Annotated in this window: 16 protein-coding genes; 4 read left to right on the forward strand and 12 right to left on the reverse strand. The window is 58.9% G+C overall.

The features are described from left to right. Positions 1-84 precede the first annotated feature (84 nt). The 6 genes from msrQ to ACWKV5_RS21660 form a co-directional block, all read right to left on the reverse strand. Positions 85-705, reverse strand: a complete 621-nt coding sequence (gene msrQ / locus ACWKV5_RS21635) for a protein-methionine-sulfoxide reductase heme-binding subunit MsrQ (RefSeq protein ID WP_483842924.1) — start codon at positions 703-705, stop codon at positions 85-87. Next, entirely contained in the window at positions 705-1,718 is a 1,014-nt protein-coding gene (msrP, locus tag ACWKV5_RS21640) for a protein-methionine-sulfoxide reductase catalytic subunit MsrP (protein WP_483842925.1), read from the reverse strand. Before msrP ends, msrQ begins: the two co-directional genes overlap by 1 nt. A 63-nt stretch (positions 1,719-1,781) precedes the next feature. Continuing rightward, positions 1,782-2,639, reverse strand: coding sequence for a CDP-diacylglycerol--serine O-phosphatidyltransferase (gene pssA, locus ACWKV5_RS21645; protein ID WP_007948646.1), 858 nt, complete (start codon positions 2,637-2,639; stop codon positions 1,782-1,784). Between the two features lie 145 nt (positions 2,640-2,784). After that, positions 2,785-3,801 (reverse strand): ketol-acid reductoisomerase, encoded by a 1,017-nt coding sequence (gene ilvC / locus ACWKV5_RS21650; protein ID WP_007948647.1) that lies wholly within the window; start codon positions 3,799-3,801, stop codon positions 2,785-2,787. Between the two features lie 48 nt (positions 3,802-3,849). Then, entirely contained in the window at positions 3,850-4,341 is a 492-nt protein-coding gene (gene ilvN, locus ACWKV5_RS21655) for an acetolactate synthase small subunit (RefSeq protein WP_003176102.1), read from the reverse strand. Positions 4,342-4,343: 2 nt separating this feature from the next. Continuing rightward, the gene (locus ACWKV5_RS21660) at positions 4,344-6,068 is read right to left on the reverse strand and encodes an acetolactate synthase 3 large subunit (RefSeq protein WP_483842926.1); all 1,725 of its coding nucleotides are present in this window, start codon (positions 6,066-6,068) and stop codon (positions 4,344-4,346) included. A 400-nt stretch (positions 6,069-6,468) separates the two neighbouring features. Here ACWKV5_RS21660 and ACWKV5_RS21665 point away from each other — a divergent pair, with 400 nt between their 5' ends. Further along, on the forward strand, positions 6,469-6,885 hold the full coding sequence (locus tag ACWKV5_RS21665; protein ID WP_483842927.1) for a DUF4124 domain-containing protein: 417 nt from the start codon (positions 6,469-6,471) through the stop codon (positions 6,883-6,885). Between the two features lie 18 nt (positions 6,886-6,903). Here the strand turns inward: ACWKV5_RS21665 and ACWKV5_RS21670 are convergent, their stop codons facing one another. The 3 genes from ACWKV5_RS21670 to mrcB are packed head-to-tail and all read right to left on the reverse strand — an operon-like array spanning position 6,904 to position 10,320. Further along, entirely contained in the window at positions 6,904-7,239 is a 336-nt protein-coding gene (locus ACWKV5_RS21670; protein WP_483842928.1) for a YqcC family protein, read from the reverse strand. Continuing rightward, positions 7,239-7,979 carry a tetratricopeptide repeat protein gene (locus ACWKV5_RS21675; protein ID WP_483842929.1) on the reverse strand — a complete coding sequence of 247 codons (741 nt, stop codon included), beginning with the start codon at positions 7,977-7,979 and terminating at the stop codon, positions 7,239-7,241. The genes ACWKV5_RS21670 and ACWKV5_RS21675 overlap by 1 nt, the downstream gene beginning before the upstream one ends. A gap of 16 nt (positions 7,980-7,995) precedes the next feature. Beyond that, on the reverse strand, positions 7,996-10,320 hold the full coding sequence (gene mrcB / locus ACWKV5_RS21680; RefSeq protein ID WP_483842930.1) for a penicillin-binding protein 1B: 2,325 nt from the start codon (positions 10,318-10,320) through the stop codon (positions 7,996-7,998). Between the two features lie 118 nt (positions 10,321-10,438). On the opposite strand from mrcB, the gene ACWKV5_RS21685 reads away from it, so the two are divergent. The 3 genes from ACWKV5_RS21685 (at position 10,439) to ACWKV5_RS21695 (ending at position 12,923) form a co-directional block, all read left to right on the forward strand. Continuing rightward, a complete protein-coding gene (locus ACWKV5_RS21685) occupies positions 10,439-11,995 on the forward strand; it encodes a bifunctional aminoglycoside phosphotransferase/ATP-binding protein (protein WP_483842931.1) in 1,557 nt (518 codons plus the stop codon). A 90-nt stretch (positions 11,996-12,085) separates the two neighbouring features. Continuing rightward, positions 12,086-12,430 (forward strand): pentapeptide repeat-containing protein, encoded by a 345-nt coding sequence (locus ACWKV5_RS21690; RefSeq protein WP_483842932.1) that lies wholly within the window; start codon positions 12,086-12,088, stop codon positions 12,428-12,430. Positions 12,431-12,650: 220 nt separating this feature from the next. Further along, positions 12,651-12,923 (forward strand): TfoX/Sxy family protein, encoded by a 273-nt coding sequence (locus ACWKV5_RS21695; RefSeq protein ID WP_007948654.1) that lies wholly within the window; start codon positions 12,651-12,653, stop codon positions 12,921-12,923. Positions 12,924-13,161: 238 nt separating this feature from the next. On the opposite strand, the gene ACWKV5_RS21700 is transcribed toward ACWKV5_RS21695, so the two are convergent. Genes ACWKV5_RS21700 through ACWKV5_RS21710 form a run of 3 tightly spaced genes read right to left on the reverse strand, consistent with a single transcriptional unit; the run spans position 13,162 to position 15,783 of the window. Then, positions 13,162-14,013: a ChaN family lipoprotein gene (locus ACWKV5_RS21700; RefSeq protein WP_483842933.1), complete on the reverse strand. Its 852-nt coding sequence runs from the start codon at positions 14,011-14,013 to the stop codon at positions 13,162-13,164. A gap of 19 nt (positions 14,014-14,032) precedes the next feature. Beyond that, on the reverse strand, positions 14,033-14,800 hold the full coding sequence (locus ACWKV5_RS21705; protein WP_483842934.1) for a heme ABC transporter ATP-binding protein: 768 nt from the start codon (positions 14,798-14,800) through the stop codon (positions 14,033-14,035). Next, positions 14,800-15,783 carry a FecCD family ABC transporter permease gene (locus ACWKV5_RS21710; protein ID WP_483843064.1) on the reverse strand — a complete coding sequence of 328 codons (984 nt, stop codon included), beginning with the start codon at positions 15,781-15,783 and terminating at the stop codon, positions 14,800-14,802. Before ACWKV5_RS21710 ends, ACWKV5_RS21705 begins: the two co-directional genes overlap by 1 nt. Positions 15,784-15,813: the final 30 nt, after the last annotated feature.

Consider the following 15,813-nt stretch of genomic DNA (forward strand, 5'->3'; position numbering starts at 1 on the left):
TTTGTTTACCAAGGAGTTTTCCGTTTCGACTGCGCCGGAAGTGGGGCGAATTATAGACATCCAGAATCTGCCGTCAACCTTTAATTACGCCTTTCGTACAGATGGTGCCTTTTTAGCCACTAAACGCGGGATTCGACGGGCAACCGCCGGTATACGCGTCACTAATAGCAACGCCCCTATAGAGGCATACACCGCCCACTCCTTCAGATCGGCGCGAACGATCCACAACATATGCAGCAACCCAAGCCCGATAATCACATACACCAGGCGATGCAGCTTCTTCCAGCGCGCCCCCAAACGCCGCTGACTGTAGCGATTGGAAGTCACCGCCAACGCCAGCAAACATAGAAAGCCCAATGTGCCGACAATAATGTACGGCCGCTTGCGCAACTCAACTCCCAGCTGCGACCAGTCAAACCCGAGAATGAACGCCGTATAGCCACTTAAATGCAGAACCACATACGCGAAGCACCACAACCCCAACTGCCTGCGCACAGCAATCCACCCCGCCCACCCGGTGAGCTTTTGCAAAGGCGTCATGCTGAGTGTGATGAGTAGTAGAACAAGAGTACCCAACCCCAATCGATCGACCAGCACCTTGCCCGGATCAGGTCCCAACACATCTGCCCAGGCCTGATACAACCAAAGCAGCGGCCACACCGCTATCACGATGAAGACGCCAATACGCCAAACCGGAAATCGCATCAGTAGTTCTTCCGCAGATCGAGCCCTGTATAGAGAGAGGCAACTTCATCGGAGTAGCCATTGAACATCTGCGTGTCCCGCACATTGGGCTTGAACAGACCACTTGGCAATCGACGCTCCCGCGCCTGAGTCCAGCGCGGGTGATCTACCGTAGGATTCACGTTCGCATAAAAACCATACTCATCTGCAGCAATGCTCTGCCAGGTGGTCTTCGGCTGCTCGCTGACCAGGCTGATGCGCACAATGGATTTGATGCTCTTGAAGCCGTACTTCCAGGGCACCACCAGACGCAGCGGAGCGCCATTCTGATTAGGCAGTTCACGCCCGTACATGCCCACCGCAAGAATCGCCAAAGGATTCATCGCTTCATCCAGACGCAGCCCTTCTACATATGGCCAGTCGATCAAGGCGAACCCGGAACGCTGCCCCGGCATACTCTTGGGATCTTCCAGGGTTTCGAAACGAATGTACTTTGCCTTCGAGGTCGGCTCGACTTCCTTGAGCAACGCCGAGATAGGAAAGCCGATCCACGGAATGACCATCGACCAGGCCTCAACACAGCGGAGACGATAGATCCGCTCCTCCAGCTGATAAGGCTTCATGAAGTCTTCCAGCGCATATCGCCCCGGCTTACCCACCTCGCCATCCACTACCACGCTCCACGGTTCGGTCTTTAGCGCGCTTGCGTTGGCAGCAGGGTCGCCTTTATCAGTGCCGAACTCATAGAAGTTGTTGTAGTGGGTTGCGTCCTTGAACGGCGTGATCGCTTCGTCCTTGACGTTGACCGCCCCCCATTTAGTAGAAGGAAGCTTTTCGGAAAACCAGGAAGGCGCCTTGCCAGGCTCGACATCGGCATAGCGCGCAGCTTCTTCGGCACTGGCCCAGCGCGGCAGGCTACTGACAGCCAAACCAGCAACGGCAGCGCCGAGAACACTACGACGGGATAGATAGAAGGATTCAGGCGTGATGTCCGACTCATGGCAGTCAGACGCTTTGGGGACTTTGATCAGCATGGCAACTCCGCAGCATTGGAGAACAGTTGCACCAATAGACTGCGGAGTATGAGGGAAATTACATCACTCGGCGTTTTTGTGCCGACGAAGACGCAACAGGTATTGCACCGGGCCGGAGGCCGCATAGGCGAGGAAAACCAGCAGCAGAATGCGTGGCGGATCACTGAAGACCACGGCAAACACCAGCACCACCGCAAGAATCGCCACGAAAGGTACGCGCCCTTTCAAGTCCAGCTCCTTGAAGCTGTTGTACTTGATGTTGCTGACCATCAGCATGCCGGCCGCCGCCACCATCAGTGCGACCAGGAAAGACATCTTCGATCCCTGGATTCCGTAGTCGCTGAACGCCCAGACGATCCCCGCGACCACACCCGCCGCTGCCGGACTGGCCAGGCCGATGAAGTAGCGTTTGTCTGCGGTGCCAACCTGAGTGTTGAAGCGCGCCAGACGCAGCGCAGCGCCAGCCACATAGATGAAGGCGACCATCCAGCCGACCTTGCCCATATCACCCAAGGCCCAGCCAAACGCCAACAATGCCGGCGCGACACCAAAGGCGACCATGTCCGACAACGAGTCGTACTCGGCACCAAAAGCGCTTTGGGTATTGGTCATGCGCGCCACGCGGCCATCGAGACCGTCGAGCACCATTGCTACGAAGATCGCGATCGCGGCGAAAGCAAAGTACTTGCTCGCATTGACCGAATCACCAGCACTCAAGGCCGCCTGGGCACTCATCGAGTTGATGATGGAATAAAACCCTGCGAACAGGTTCGCAGTGGTGAACAGATTCGGCAGAAGATAGATACCACGATGCCGGACTTTGCGGCCTTCGGCGTCATGCCCTTCCTCGATGTGTTCATCGATGGGCAGCAGGCTTTCGGCGTCAGAAGCCTGGTTTGGCTCTTCGGGGCGTTCGCTCATGGACATTACCTTGCAACAGGATGGAAAGTTTTCGACAGGTGTCTGGGACGACGGTTCGGCCACAAACGATGCAGCTTTATACCAGAAGCGGCGTTCCAAACGAAAAAACGCGGCCTAGGCCGCGTTTTCCGTACAAGGACGTGACTTAGTTTTTGGCTTTGTCGACGATCTTGTTGGCACCGATCCACGGCATCATGGAGCGCAGTTGCTCGCCGATGATCTCGATACCGTGAGCGGCGTTGTTACGACGCTTGGCGGTCATCGAAGGATAGCCGGTTGCACCTTCGCTGATGAACATCTTGGCGTATTCGCCGTCCTGAATACGTTTCAGGGCGTTGCGCATGGCCTGACGGGATTCGGCGTTGATCACTTCCGGACCGGTCACGTACTCGCCGTACTCAGCGTTGTTGGAGATCGAGTAGTTCATGTTGGCGATACCGCCTTCGTACATGAGGTCAACGATCAGTTTCAGTTCGTGCAGGCACTCGAAGTAGGCCATTTCTGGCGCGTAGCCAGCTTCAACCAGGGTTTCGAAACCGGCTTTGACCAGTTCAACGGTACCGCCGCACAGAACGGCTTGTTCGCCGAACAGGTCGGTTTCGGTCTCGTCCTTGAAGGTGGTTTCGATGATGCCGGTACGACCGCCACCAACGCCAGCGGCGTAGGACAGTGCAACGTTTTTGGCGTTGCCGGAAGCATCCTGGTAGATAGCGATCAGGTCAGGGATACCGCCGCCTTTGACGAACTCGGAACGCACGGTGTGGCCCGGTGCTTTCGGCGCGATCATGATCACGTCGAGGTCAGCGCGCGGAACAACCTGGTTGTAGTGGATCGCGAAGCCGTGGGAGAAGGCCAGGGTGGCGCCTTTCTTGATGTTCGGCTCGATTTCGTTCTTGTACAGGGCAGACTGGAACTCGTCCGGGGTCAGGATCATGACCAGGTCGGCAGCTGCAACAGCGGAAGCAACGTCGGTCACTTTCAGGCCGTGAGCTTCGGCTTTGGCAACGGTAGCCGAACCTTTACGCAGGCCAACGGTAACGTCAACGCCGGAGTCTTTCAGGTTGCACGCTTGAGCGTGACCCTGGGAACCGTAACCGATGATGGCAACTTTCTTGCCCTGGATGATGGACAGGTCGCAGTCTTTTTCGTAATAAACTTTCATGAAATTCCCCTATATATCCAGGCCGTTCAGGCCATTCACTAATTTGGTTTAGATGCTGAGTACTTTGTCGCCGCGTGCAATACCGGTTACGCCGCTACGGACGGTTTCCAGAATCGACGCAGTGCCAATGGACTGAATGAAGCTGTCGAGCTTGTCGCTGGTACCGGTCAGTTGAACGGTATACACGCTAGCGCTGACATCGACGATCTGCCCACGGTAAATATCGGTGGTGCGTTTGATCTCGGCGCGCTGGGCGCCGGTGGCCTTGACCTTGACCAGCATCAGTTCGCGCTCGATGTGAGCACTCTCCGACAGGTCGACCAGTTTGACCACTTCGATCAACTTGTTCAGGTTCTTGGTGATCTGCTCGATCACTTCATCATGGCCAACCGTGGTCAGCGTCAGACGCGACAGGGTCGGGTCCTCGGTTGGCGCCACGGTCAGGCTTTCGATGTTGTAGTTGCGCTGCGAGAACAGGCCGACTACACGAGACAGAGCGCCCGGTTCGTTTTCCAGAAGCAAGGAAATAATGTGTCGCATGATTAAGTACGCTCCGTCTTGCTCAGCCACATATCGCGCATGGAGCCGTCTTTGATCTGCATCGGATAGACGTGCTCGCTGGTGTCGACCGAAACATCGATGATCACCAAACGATCCTTCATGGCGAACGCTTCTTCCATCTGCGACTTCAAGTCTTTCGAGTCGGTGATGCGCACGCCAACGTGACCATAGGCTTCAGCCAGCTTGACGAAGTCAGGCAGCGATTCCATGTACGAGTGCGAGTGACGGCTGCCGTAACTCATGTCTTGCCACTGGCGAACCATACCCAGAACACCGTTGTTCAGGATGACGATTTTGACCGGCAAGCCATATTGCAGACAGGTGGACAGTTCCTGAATGTTCATCTGGATGCTGCCCTCGCCCGTCACGCAGACGACGTCGGCATCCGGGAAGCTCAACTTGATGCCCATGGCCGCCGGAAAACCGAAGCCCATGGTGCCCAGGCCACCGGAGTTGATCCAGCGATTAGGCTTGTTGAACTTGTAGTACTGCGCGGCGAACATCTGGTGCTGGCCCACGTCCGAAGCGACATAAGCATCGCCCTTGGTGACTTCGCACAGGGTTTCAATCACCGTCTGCGGTTTGATGACGCTGCCGTCGCCCTTGTCGTAAGGGAACAGGCCACGATCACCGCGCCACTCATCAACTTGCTTCCACCAGCTGGCAACGGACTCCTTGTTCGGGGTCTCGCCGATTTCCTTGAGGATCGCGACCATTTCGGTCAGGACGCTCTCGACCGGGCCGACGATTGGGACGTCTGCCTTGATGGTCTTGGAGATCGAAGCCGGGTCGATGTCGATGTGAATGATCTTGGCATTCGGGCAGAACTTCGCCGGGCCGTTGATCACGCGATCATCGAAACGCGCGCCGACCGCAAGGATCACGTCGGCGTGGTGCATCGCCAGGTTTGCGGTGTAGCTGCCGTGCATGCCGAGCATGCCGATGAACTGACGGTCGGTGCCAGGGTAGGCACCCAGGCCCATCAGGGTATTGGTCACTGGCAGGTTGAGCATCTTCGCCAATTCGGTCAGCGGCGCGGAGCCACCACCCAGAATCACGCCGCCGCCGGCGTACATCACCGGACGCTTGGCCGCCAGGAGCATTTCTGCTGCCTTGCGGATTTGCCCGGAGTGACCGCGAACGGCCGGGCTGTAAGAACGCAGCTTGGCTTTTTTCGGGAAGATGTATTCGTACTTCTCGGCCGGGTTGGTCATGTCTTTCGGGATATCGACAACGACCGGGCCCGGACGACCGGATTGCGCCAGGTAGAACGCTTTCTTCATGACTTCCGGGATTTCCGACGCGTGCTTGATCATGAAGCTGTGCTTCACGATCGGCCGGGAGATACCGATCATGTCGGTTTCCTGGAACGCATCGGTGCCGACCATGCTGCTAGGCACCTGGCCGGAAATGACCACCATCGGAATCGAGTCCATGTAGGCGGTGGCAATACCGGTGATGGCGTTTGTTGCGCCAGGACCGGAAGTAACCAGTACCACACCGGCTTTACCGGTGGCACGGGCATAGCCGTCAGCCATATGGGTAGCCGCTTGTTCGTGACGAACCAGGATGTGGGTCACTTCCGGTTCTTTGAACAGGGCATCGTAAACATGAAGAAGAGCACCACCCGGGTACCCGTAGATATATTTGACGCCTTCGTCACGCAAGAAGCGGACGAGCATCTCACCGCCAGATAAAAGCTCCACGTTGTTCACCTCTAAAACGCCAGAATACCGCCCACATAAACGGGGACGGGTCTTAATAGGTTTACTTCTCAGCAGAGCATGAGCGACGGTGGTCGCCGACTACGTCAGCACTGACTGAGCAAGTATTGGGATCGTCCCAAGTGTTGCGGGCCTTTCCCACCCAGCGCGAGGTAACGCGTTGCGGGTGTAACAGGTCGGCGCGGATGTGCGCCTCATGATCTGCTGAGTGGGTCTGCTTCTGGCAGTCCCTCTACAGCGGACTTTGGATTCTTCTGTTTCGTCCCCTGCAAGTCAAGTCGTCTATGTGCTTTATTGAAGTAAGCACATGAGAAAGCAAGAAAAAATCGCCAAACCGCGACTGTGTTAGCTTCGATTGCGCAACTCATGACAAGGAAATGGCATGCGAACGATCTTCTTCATGGTCAGCCTGCTGATCAGCCCTTTGTGCACGGCCGCCCAGATCTACAAATGGGTCGATGCCCAGGGCGTGACTCACTTCGACGCACAACCACCCCAAGGCCAGCAAGCCACCACCGTGGTGACGCCCTCCTCTTCTGTGAGCCAACCGGCCCCGTTGCCCGGCAGTAAAACCATCGGCAATCAGCAGGACATCGACAACACGGTGAAAAAGCAGGTCGCCGAGCAGCAGGCTCAGCTCAAGGCATTTTGCGTGCAGGCGCGCACGAACCTGGCGCAATTGCAGAACAATCCGCGACTTCGGGAGGATGTGGAGGGCGAAATGCGTCGCCTGACCGATCAACAACGTCAGGAACGCATCAGCGAAACGCAGAAACAGATTGCGCAGAACTGCCAGTAGGCACTGGCAGGTTCCGATTCAGCGGGAGGCGGTGATCAGCAGGTCGAACTCTTTGAGCAGCACTTGCAGCTGTCGATCCCGGCCCTGGACATTGCGGGCGGCGAAGACCATTTCGGCCATCTCCTGAATCCCGGAGACGGCGGGCAACGGCAGGTCCTGCTCGAGGATCAGCTTCATCCGGGGCAGGAAGATCCATTGCAGCCACTGCTCGAAATCCAGCGTGTCGACCGAAAACGGCTCGACGCTGGAAAGCGCTTCAGCGGAGGGCGAGACTTCATCCCACCACCCCTGAACCCGCAGTTCACGTTCAATCAGCAACAACTGCTTGGCAATCTTCGGGAAGCGCGCGTCCATCACAGCGAAACCTTGGCCTTCTGACGGGCCAATGCTGCGCCGGCAGAATCACCTTGCTTCTCGCGTGCCTGGGCAATCAATTCCCACAGGCTGGCCTGAAGGTCCGGACGGCCATTGGCGAACGTCAGGCCCCGACGAGCGAATTGTTCAGCCTGCGGCGCATCGCCTTGGGCCATGCGCACCTGAGCCAGACGATAAAGCACTTGCGGCTCACGCGGTGCAACGCGCTGAGCGCGTTCCAGGCTGGACGAAGCACCGTTGAGGTCGCCGCTCGCCTGTTGCTGTTGAGCCGTGGTCAACAGCGCCAGCACCGGACCATCCAGTTGCTCGTCGGCGGACAGACCGCCGGCGTTGGCCGATGGAATCCCGCTCGGCGTCGACGGCATGCTGTAGCTGCCCTGATTGATCGGTGCCGACTGGACCGGCGAGGTATCGATCGGCCCCGGTGTGATTGGGCCTGGTGTGATCGGCGAGGTGCTGATCGGTGCCGAGGCGACAGCGCCACCACCCGGAACCATCACCACCACACCGGTATCGCCTTGCGGGATCGCCTGGGTTTGCGATTGAGCTTGCGCAGGACGCTTCACGGTCGACTTGCGGAAACCGCCATTCGCCGAAATCCGCTCACTGTTGGACACAGCCGTGCCGGAATCTTCAACCGGAATCGAACCGCGTTGTACGGTGGAGCAACCGCTGAGCAACGCCACGGCGGCAACCGCTGGAATCAACCACTTGTTCACGTAAATCCCTCTTTGCTTAATTCATCCAGCCCTTGACCCAATCCATCACGGTTTCGCCGGAAGCAGGGCTTTCGCCACCGCAAGCCGCACCGGGAGGTGGTTCGCTGCCGCGAATATACGGCATCTGTACGGCGCCTGGGCAGTTGGCGTCGGAGCCTTGTCCGGTACGCGAATCGACCCAGGCCTGAACAACATTATCCGGCTGCGGCATGTCCAGCGGCAGCGGATCGGCTTTGCGCATGAAGCTGGTCCAGACCTGCAACGCACCGGTAGCGCCGGTGAACGGCGTCTTGCCGTTGTCATCGCGACCCAGCCACACCACCGCCAGCAAGTCCTGACTGAAACCGGCGAACCAGCTGTCTCGGGAATCGTTACTGGTACCGGTCTTGCCGGCCAGGGTCAGGGTTTTCGGCAACACGTTGTAAACCGAGCTGCCGGTACCTTCACGCATGACCCGTTGCATGGCGCTCTGGATCAGGTAAATCGAGGCAGGATCAAAACGCTGCTCGATCTGGAACGGATAACGCTTGAGCGGTTCGCCCTCGGCGGTCAAAACGCTACGAATCCCGCGCATCGGCGTGTTGAAACCACCGTTGGCCAGCGTCTGGTACATGGTCGCCACTTCAATCGGCGTCATGCCGCCTGCGCCCAGCAACATCGACGGGAATGCCGGGAATTCGCGCGTCACGCCCAGGCGAGCGAGGGTCTTGAGGACATTCGGTACACCCACTGCCAGACCAAGACGCGCGGTCGACAGGTTGTAGGAATGCGCCAGGCCTTGATACAGGAACACCGTCCCGTGGGAACGACGATCGTAGTTCTGTGGTTTCCAGACCTGACCGTCCGCGCCTTTGACCGAGAAGGATTCGTCCGACAGCCAACTGGTCAAGGTGTACTGGGTCGGTTTCTCAAGGGCCGTCAGATAAACCGCCGGCTTGATCAACGAGCCCACAGGTCGCACTGCATCCAGCGCACGGTTGAAGCCGGCAAAACTCGCCTGACGACTGCCGATCATGGCCTGGACCTCACCGGTTTCCGGGTTGGTCACGACCATGGCCGCTTCAACGTCGTCGGAACCCTTGCGACCTGACAGGCGCTTGAAGGTGTCGTTGACGGAAGCTTCGGCTTTCATCTGCAAAATCGGGTCGAAGCTGGTGAAGATCCGCAGGCCTTCTTCGGTCAAGTCTTCGTCACGGTAGTCTTCGCGCAACTGGCGCTTAACCAGATCGAGGAAACCCGGGAACGAGCTGTCGGCCAATTTCCCGCGTGTCGTCACACCCAGTGGCATTTTCTTCGCCGCGGCAACTTGCTCGGCGGTGGCGACGCCCTGCTGCTCAAGGACATCGAGCACCAGGTTGCGTCGTTCAAGCGCCCGCTCGGGATTGCGGCGCGGGTTGTAGTAGGACGGCCCTTTGACCATCCCCACCAGCAAGGCAACCTGATGCAATTTCAGTTCGGACAATGGCTGCGCGAAGAAGAACTGGCTGGCCAGACCGAAACCGTGCACCGCGCGCTGGCCGTCCTGACCGACGAACACTTCGTTGAGGTAAGCCTCAAGAATTTCCCGTTTGTCGTAATGCAGCTCAAGCAACATCGCCATCATGGCTTCGGTGAGTTTGCGGGTCAGGCTGCGTTCGCTGGTCAGGTAGAAGTTCTTGACCAACTGTTGCGTCAGCGTACTGCCGCCCTGGGTCATCTTGCCGCCAGAGGTGTTGACGTAGACCGCACGGGCAATCGACTTCGGCGACACACCCCAGTGGCTATAGAAATCCCGGTCTTCCACAGCGACCAGGGTCTCCAGCAGATACGGCGGCACCTGATCGATTTTGATCAGAATGCGGTCTTCGAGGTTTTTCGGGTAAATCCCGCCGATCAGCAGCGGCTCAAGGCGTACCACCGACAGCTTCGAACCGTTGGTCGCCGAAAGCTCGGCGACATAGTCGCCGGAGAATCGCACGCGTACAGGCTGGGGCTTTTCCAGGCCTTCATAAAACTGGAAGCCACGGGTATTCAAATCAACGGTATTACCGTTGACCGACGCAGCGCCGGGGCCGTTACTTACGCTTTCGCGTCGGTAGCCCAAGGCGTCGAGCTCGGTGAGGAAGTCATCCTTGCTCAGCTTCTGGCCGGTAAACAGCTCCAGCGGGCGCGCATACACCTTGGCCGGGATCGTCCAGCGCTTGCCGGAGAATTTTTCCTGGACGATAGCGTCGAGGTAAACCGCGAATCCGGCGAGCACCACGAGGCCGACCAGACTGAGTTTAAGGGCCCAGCCCAGCCAAGGGTGCAAGCCCCTGGAAGGTGGTTTTTTTGGAGTGCGGGGGGATCGAGTACGAGTCATGGCGGCGGATTATACGCACTTTATTCATACTCAACAGGCGCCCTCCGAGGTTTGCGTCAGGCGGACTTGCGGCCATAATGGCGGCCTTGAATTTTTCCCAGTCTTTGAAGGATCGCCTGTGAGCCAGTCCCTGATCGCCGCTCTGCAAAACCCGGCCCTCTACCCGCATCCGGTAGACGGGTTCCAGGTCATCGAAACCCATATTTCCTGGGTCATCCTCACAGGCCCCTTTGCTTATAAAGTGAAGAAGCCGGTGAATTTCGGCTTCCTCGACTTCACCAGCCTCGACGCCCGCGAGCACTTCTGCGGCGAAGAACTGCGCTTGAACCAGCGCCTGACCAACGATTTGTATCTGGAAGTGTTGCCAATCACCGGCAGCGCCGAAGCCCCTCAATTCGGTGGCGATGGCCCGGTCGTCGATTTCGCCCTGAAAATGCGTCAATTCCCACAAAGCCAATTGCTCAGCACCTTGCAGGCCAATGGCGAACTGACTACCGCGCACATTGACGAGATGGCCGCGCAGATCGCTCAATTCCATCTCACCGCACCGAAAGTGCCAGCCGAACACGAAGCCGGCACCCCGGACAGCGTGATGGCGCCGGTACGCCAGAACTTTGAGCAGATCCGCCCGTTCCTCAGTGACAAGGCCGATCTTGTGCAACTCGACGCCCTGCAAGCCTGGGCCGAAAGCAGCTTCGAACGCCTCAAGCCACTGTTCGCCCAGCGCAAGGCCGAAGGCTTCATTCGTGAATGCCACGGTGATATCCACTTGGGTAACGCTACCGTGATCGATGGCAAGGTCGTGATCTTCGACTGCATCGAATTCAACGAACCGTTCCGTTTCACCGACGTCTATGCCGATACCGGTTTCCTGGCGATGGACCTGGAAGACCGCGGTTTGAAATGCCTCGCGCGCCGCTTCGTCAGCCAATACCTGGAGCTGACCGGCGACTATCAAGGCCTTGAACTGCTGAACTTCTACAAAGCCTACCGCGCACTGGTTCGCGCCAAGGTCAGCCTGTTCAGCATGCCCGCCGAAGCCGATCCGGTGCAGCGCGCCACGACCCTGCGCCAGTACCGCAACTACGCCAACCTGGCGGAAAGCTACAGCACCATTCCTTCGCGCTTCATGGCGATCACCCACGGCGTGTCCGCTGTTGGTAAAAGCCACGTGGCCATGCGTCTGGTCGAAGCACTGGGCGCCATTCGCCTGCGCTCGGATGTCGAACGCAAACGTCTGTTCGGTGAACAAACCGTCGCGAATGATCCGCAGGCCGGCATTTATAACGCGGACGCCACTGCCGCCACCTACAGCCGCCTGCATGAAATCGCCGGGATCATCCTGCGCGCCGGTTTCCCGGTGGTGATCGACGCCACTTACCTCAAGCGCGACCAGCGCGACGGCGCGGCGAAAATCGCCGAGGCCACCGGTGCGCCGTTCCTGATCCTCGATTGCCATGCGCCGCAAGCCGTTGTCGAGAGCTGGCTGGCCCTGCGTCAGGCAGACAAAAAGGATCCGTCCGACGCCAACCTGGCCGTTATCGAAGCCCAGCAAGCCAATCGTGAAGCGCTGACGCCAGCCGAGATTCTGTGCAGCAAACGCGTCCAGACCAACGAAAGCGGGACCCTCGACACCGTCGTTGCGCAAATCCGCCAACGCATGCCAGGCCTGTAAAAACTATTTCAGCCGTGAAGCCTTCCCTGGCTTCACGGCTGTCAAATAGTGGCACTATACTGGCGTCATAAAACCATCAGGTGATGTGACATGAGCCAGCCCAAACTTCTCGACACCCAGCTGTATGCCTTGCTGCACAAAGACGACATCGCAGGATTCAACAATGAGCGGCCCAAAGACGGACCTATCGATATGGTTGGTGGTGATTTCCGGGGCTTGGACTTGCGTGAACTGAATGCCGATGGCGTCGACTTCACCGATGCTTATTTCCGCTCCGCCGATTTGCGCGGCATCGATTTCCGCAGCGCATCGCTGGAAGGCGCCAGCCTGGCTCACGCACAGATCTCCGGCGCCTACTTCCCGGCAGAGCTGAGCGCGGACGAGATCCTGATGTCGATGAACTTCGGCACGCGCCTGCGTTACCGCACTCGCTAAAAACGACGCTTCACCCTGACACGTCCAGCGCCCCCGCTTTGCGCTGGATGCCGTGTGATCGCCCGAAAACTGCTTCTGGCGCCCCCTCCCGACCTGTCGTTGCCTCGTCCTCTTAGAAGCTTTTGCGTCGAAACCGACCAAACAATCACGCTTTTCCTACTGATGGCTACACTCCTGAGAAGCTCGCCCACGCACCGTTCGGCCGTCGCAAGGAGGCTTGATGAATGATGAACTGCAACACCTGAAGAATCTTGGCAAGACGTCGGCGCAGTGGCTGCATGCCGTGGGCATCCACAGCGCCTCGGATTTGCGTCGCCTCGGGGCGGTGGATGCTTATCGGGCCGTGCGTACGCGCGGGTTTCGGGCGTCAAAGGTGTTGTTGTATGCGATCGAAGGTGCACTGATGGATGTGCACTGGAACGACATTCCGGCCGAGCGCAAAGAAGCCTTGAACAAACAGCTGGAGGCGATTTCCTCGCGCCACAAGGCTTGAAGGCATTGGCTTTGAACCGAATTGACGAGGCATCTCAAAGAAACTGAAAAACAGCGGTTGACATGGTAATGAGAATCGCTATGATTACCACCAACTGGTCGCGAGACTGGTCGATATTTGAAAAGCCCTTGGTTCGGACTCTCAGATATCTCCTCATCAGGCTAATCACGGTTATTTGACCCGGCTCTTGCCGGGTCTTTTTTTGCCTGTGAGTTTTTGCCTATGAAAGCGCCAGTCGTTACTTGCCGAATTGCTTACGCATCTGTTCGCAGTAATCCTGAGGCGGTGAAGCCGGCGTGTACCAGACGTAATCGGCCATTGCCGCTGTCACCTCGGCCCCCTGCTCTGCCAGCAGCAACACCGTCGGCGCTTGCGCCTGCCCCAAATCCAGCACATGGATTGGCACACCAACGTCCTTGCGCGCGTGGTAGGCACCGGCAAACAGCAATGAAGGCGTCGGAGCCGCCAGCAAAAGCTCGGCCATTCGCCGGTCTCGTTGCTGCTGGACTGCCAGCATGGCGGGCATTTGTGAAGTGGGCAGCAAGCCGCAATGGGAGTCGTTGATCTCTGCCAGCAACTCATCCTTGACCGAAGCCGCATTGGAGCGCGAGCCGCTCAATGCCGGCGGTTTGGCGTAGACCGCACGAACATCGAGGTTGTCCAGATTGGCCGCCAGCAGCGGATAGGGCTGAGTCAGCGCAAAACGCACGATCGGCCCGTAAAGCGCCCAGTCCCACCCTTCCTGCCAAGCCAAAGCCGTCGGCAAGTTGGACGGAGGGGTCGGCGCATGGCGAACATCATCAACCCGTGGCTGTTGATCCGGCGTGAGCATTTCCAGGAGCAAACTGCCTTGTGGCCGTTGCTCACCCAATGACTGCAACAACCACAGTTCCAGCTGATGGTGATCGCGATTGTCATGCTGCTCGCCAACAATGAGCCGAGAAGGCTTGGCCAGTCGCTCAAGCAGCTCCTGCGCCGTCAGGACCTGACCGTCTTGCAGGTCGCGGATTTCACCGTTGACCGGGGGCGGCACCGAAACATGCTGGCAGGCACTCAAGAGCAGTACGGCCAGCAGCAAAATCCCACGCATGTTCACCTCGATGACAGTCTCAGCGGGCGATGATCAGCGGATGCCCACGCTCCGGGTGTTGCTGGACTAACACTTCCAGCCCGAACACCGCTTTGAGCGGCTCGGGTTTCAGGACCTGCTGCGGTGTGTCCAATGCCACCGGACGCCCGCCCTCAAGAAGCAACAGACGATCACAATAACGCGCCGCCAGATTCAGATCATGCAGGATGACCAATACAGCAGCGCCGCGATCGGCAAACTCGCGCACCGCTTGCAGGGTGGTGTGCTGATGCAGCGGGTCGAGCATCGACGTCGGCTCATCGAGCAATAGCGTCTGCCCCGCCTCACCCGGCCAGAGCTGCGCCAGCACCCGGGCCAGATGTACCCGCTGACGCTCGCCACCGGACAAGGCCAGATAGCTGCGACCACTCAGGTGGCCGGCATCGGCGGCGTGCAACGCGGCGGCGACAATCTCGTCATCGCGCACTCTCCCGCTTTGATGGGGCAAACGCCCCATCCCCACCACTTCTTCGACGCGAAAGGCAAAGTCCAGGGTCGACACCTGCGGTAGCACCGCCAGTCGCTGCGCGCGCAGCGGTGCGGGCCAGTGACGCAATTCGCGATCATCGAGCCAGACGCTTCCATGGTCACCGTGCAATTCGCCGCACAAGGCACCGAGCAAGGTACTTTTGCCGGCGCCATTGGGGCCTAGCACGCCCAGCACTTCGCCCGGTCGGAGCTCAAGCGTGATGTCCGACAGCACAGTCTTGGTGCCTCGACGGATATGCAGGTTCTGCGTGCGCAACATCAGGCGCGCCTCCGGAGCAACAAGAACAGAAAAAACGGCGCACCGATAAAGGCTGTAACAATGCCGATCGGCAGTTCGGCCGGTGCCAGGGCCAGTCGCGCCACCAGATCGGCAAACAACAGAAGACTGGCACCGGCGAGTACCGAAGCGGGCAATAACACTCGGTGATCAGGACCCGCGAGCAAGCGCACGAGGTGCGGCACCACCAGACCGACAAATCCGATCATCCCCGCCGCCGCCACCGCCGCGCCAACCCCCAGCGCCGTACAGAACACCAATTCGCGCTTGAGCCCTTCGACGTCGATGCCCAGATGACCCGCCTCCGATTCCCCCAGCAACAACGCATTCAGGGCCTTGGCCCGACGCGGCAACCAGAGCGCCACACCCGCGCTGACCAGCAGCAACGGCCACAGCCGCGCGTAACTCGCGCCATTGAGGCTGCCCAGATTCCAGAACGTCAGCGTCCGCAGGGTCGCGTCGTCAGCCAGATAAGTGAACAACCCCACCGCCGAGCCTGCCAGCGCGGTCAATGCGATACCGGCCAACAGCATCGTCGCGACGTTGGTCTGACCGTTGCGTCGACCCAGTCGATACACCAGCGCCGTGACGCCGAGCCCACCCAGAAACGCGCACACCGATAACAGATAAGGCCCAAAGGATTCTGGCAAACCGCCAAACGCCGAGCCGCCAACAATCGCGATGGCGGCACCCAATGCCGCACCGCTGGACACCCCTACCAACCCCGGGTCGGCCAGCGGGTTACGAAACAGGCCCTGCATCGCCACACCGGACAGCGCCAGCACGCCACCCACCGCCAAACCCAGCAAGGTGCGCGGCAGGCGAATTTGCCCGACGATCAATTCGGCTTGCTCCAGCCCGTGCGGCGCAATCGGCAACCCGGCCAGGCGCAATGCGGCGTGCAAGGTGTCGAGCAACGGCAAACTGACCGGCCCCAGCGCCAGCGACAGCCATATCGCCAGCACACACAGAAGGCTCAGGCCAATGAACAACGT

It is taken from the genome of Pseudomonas oplopanacis, assembly GCF_057128725.1.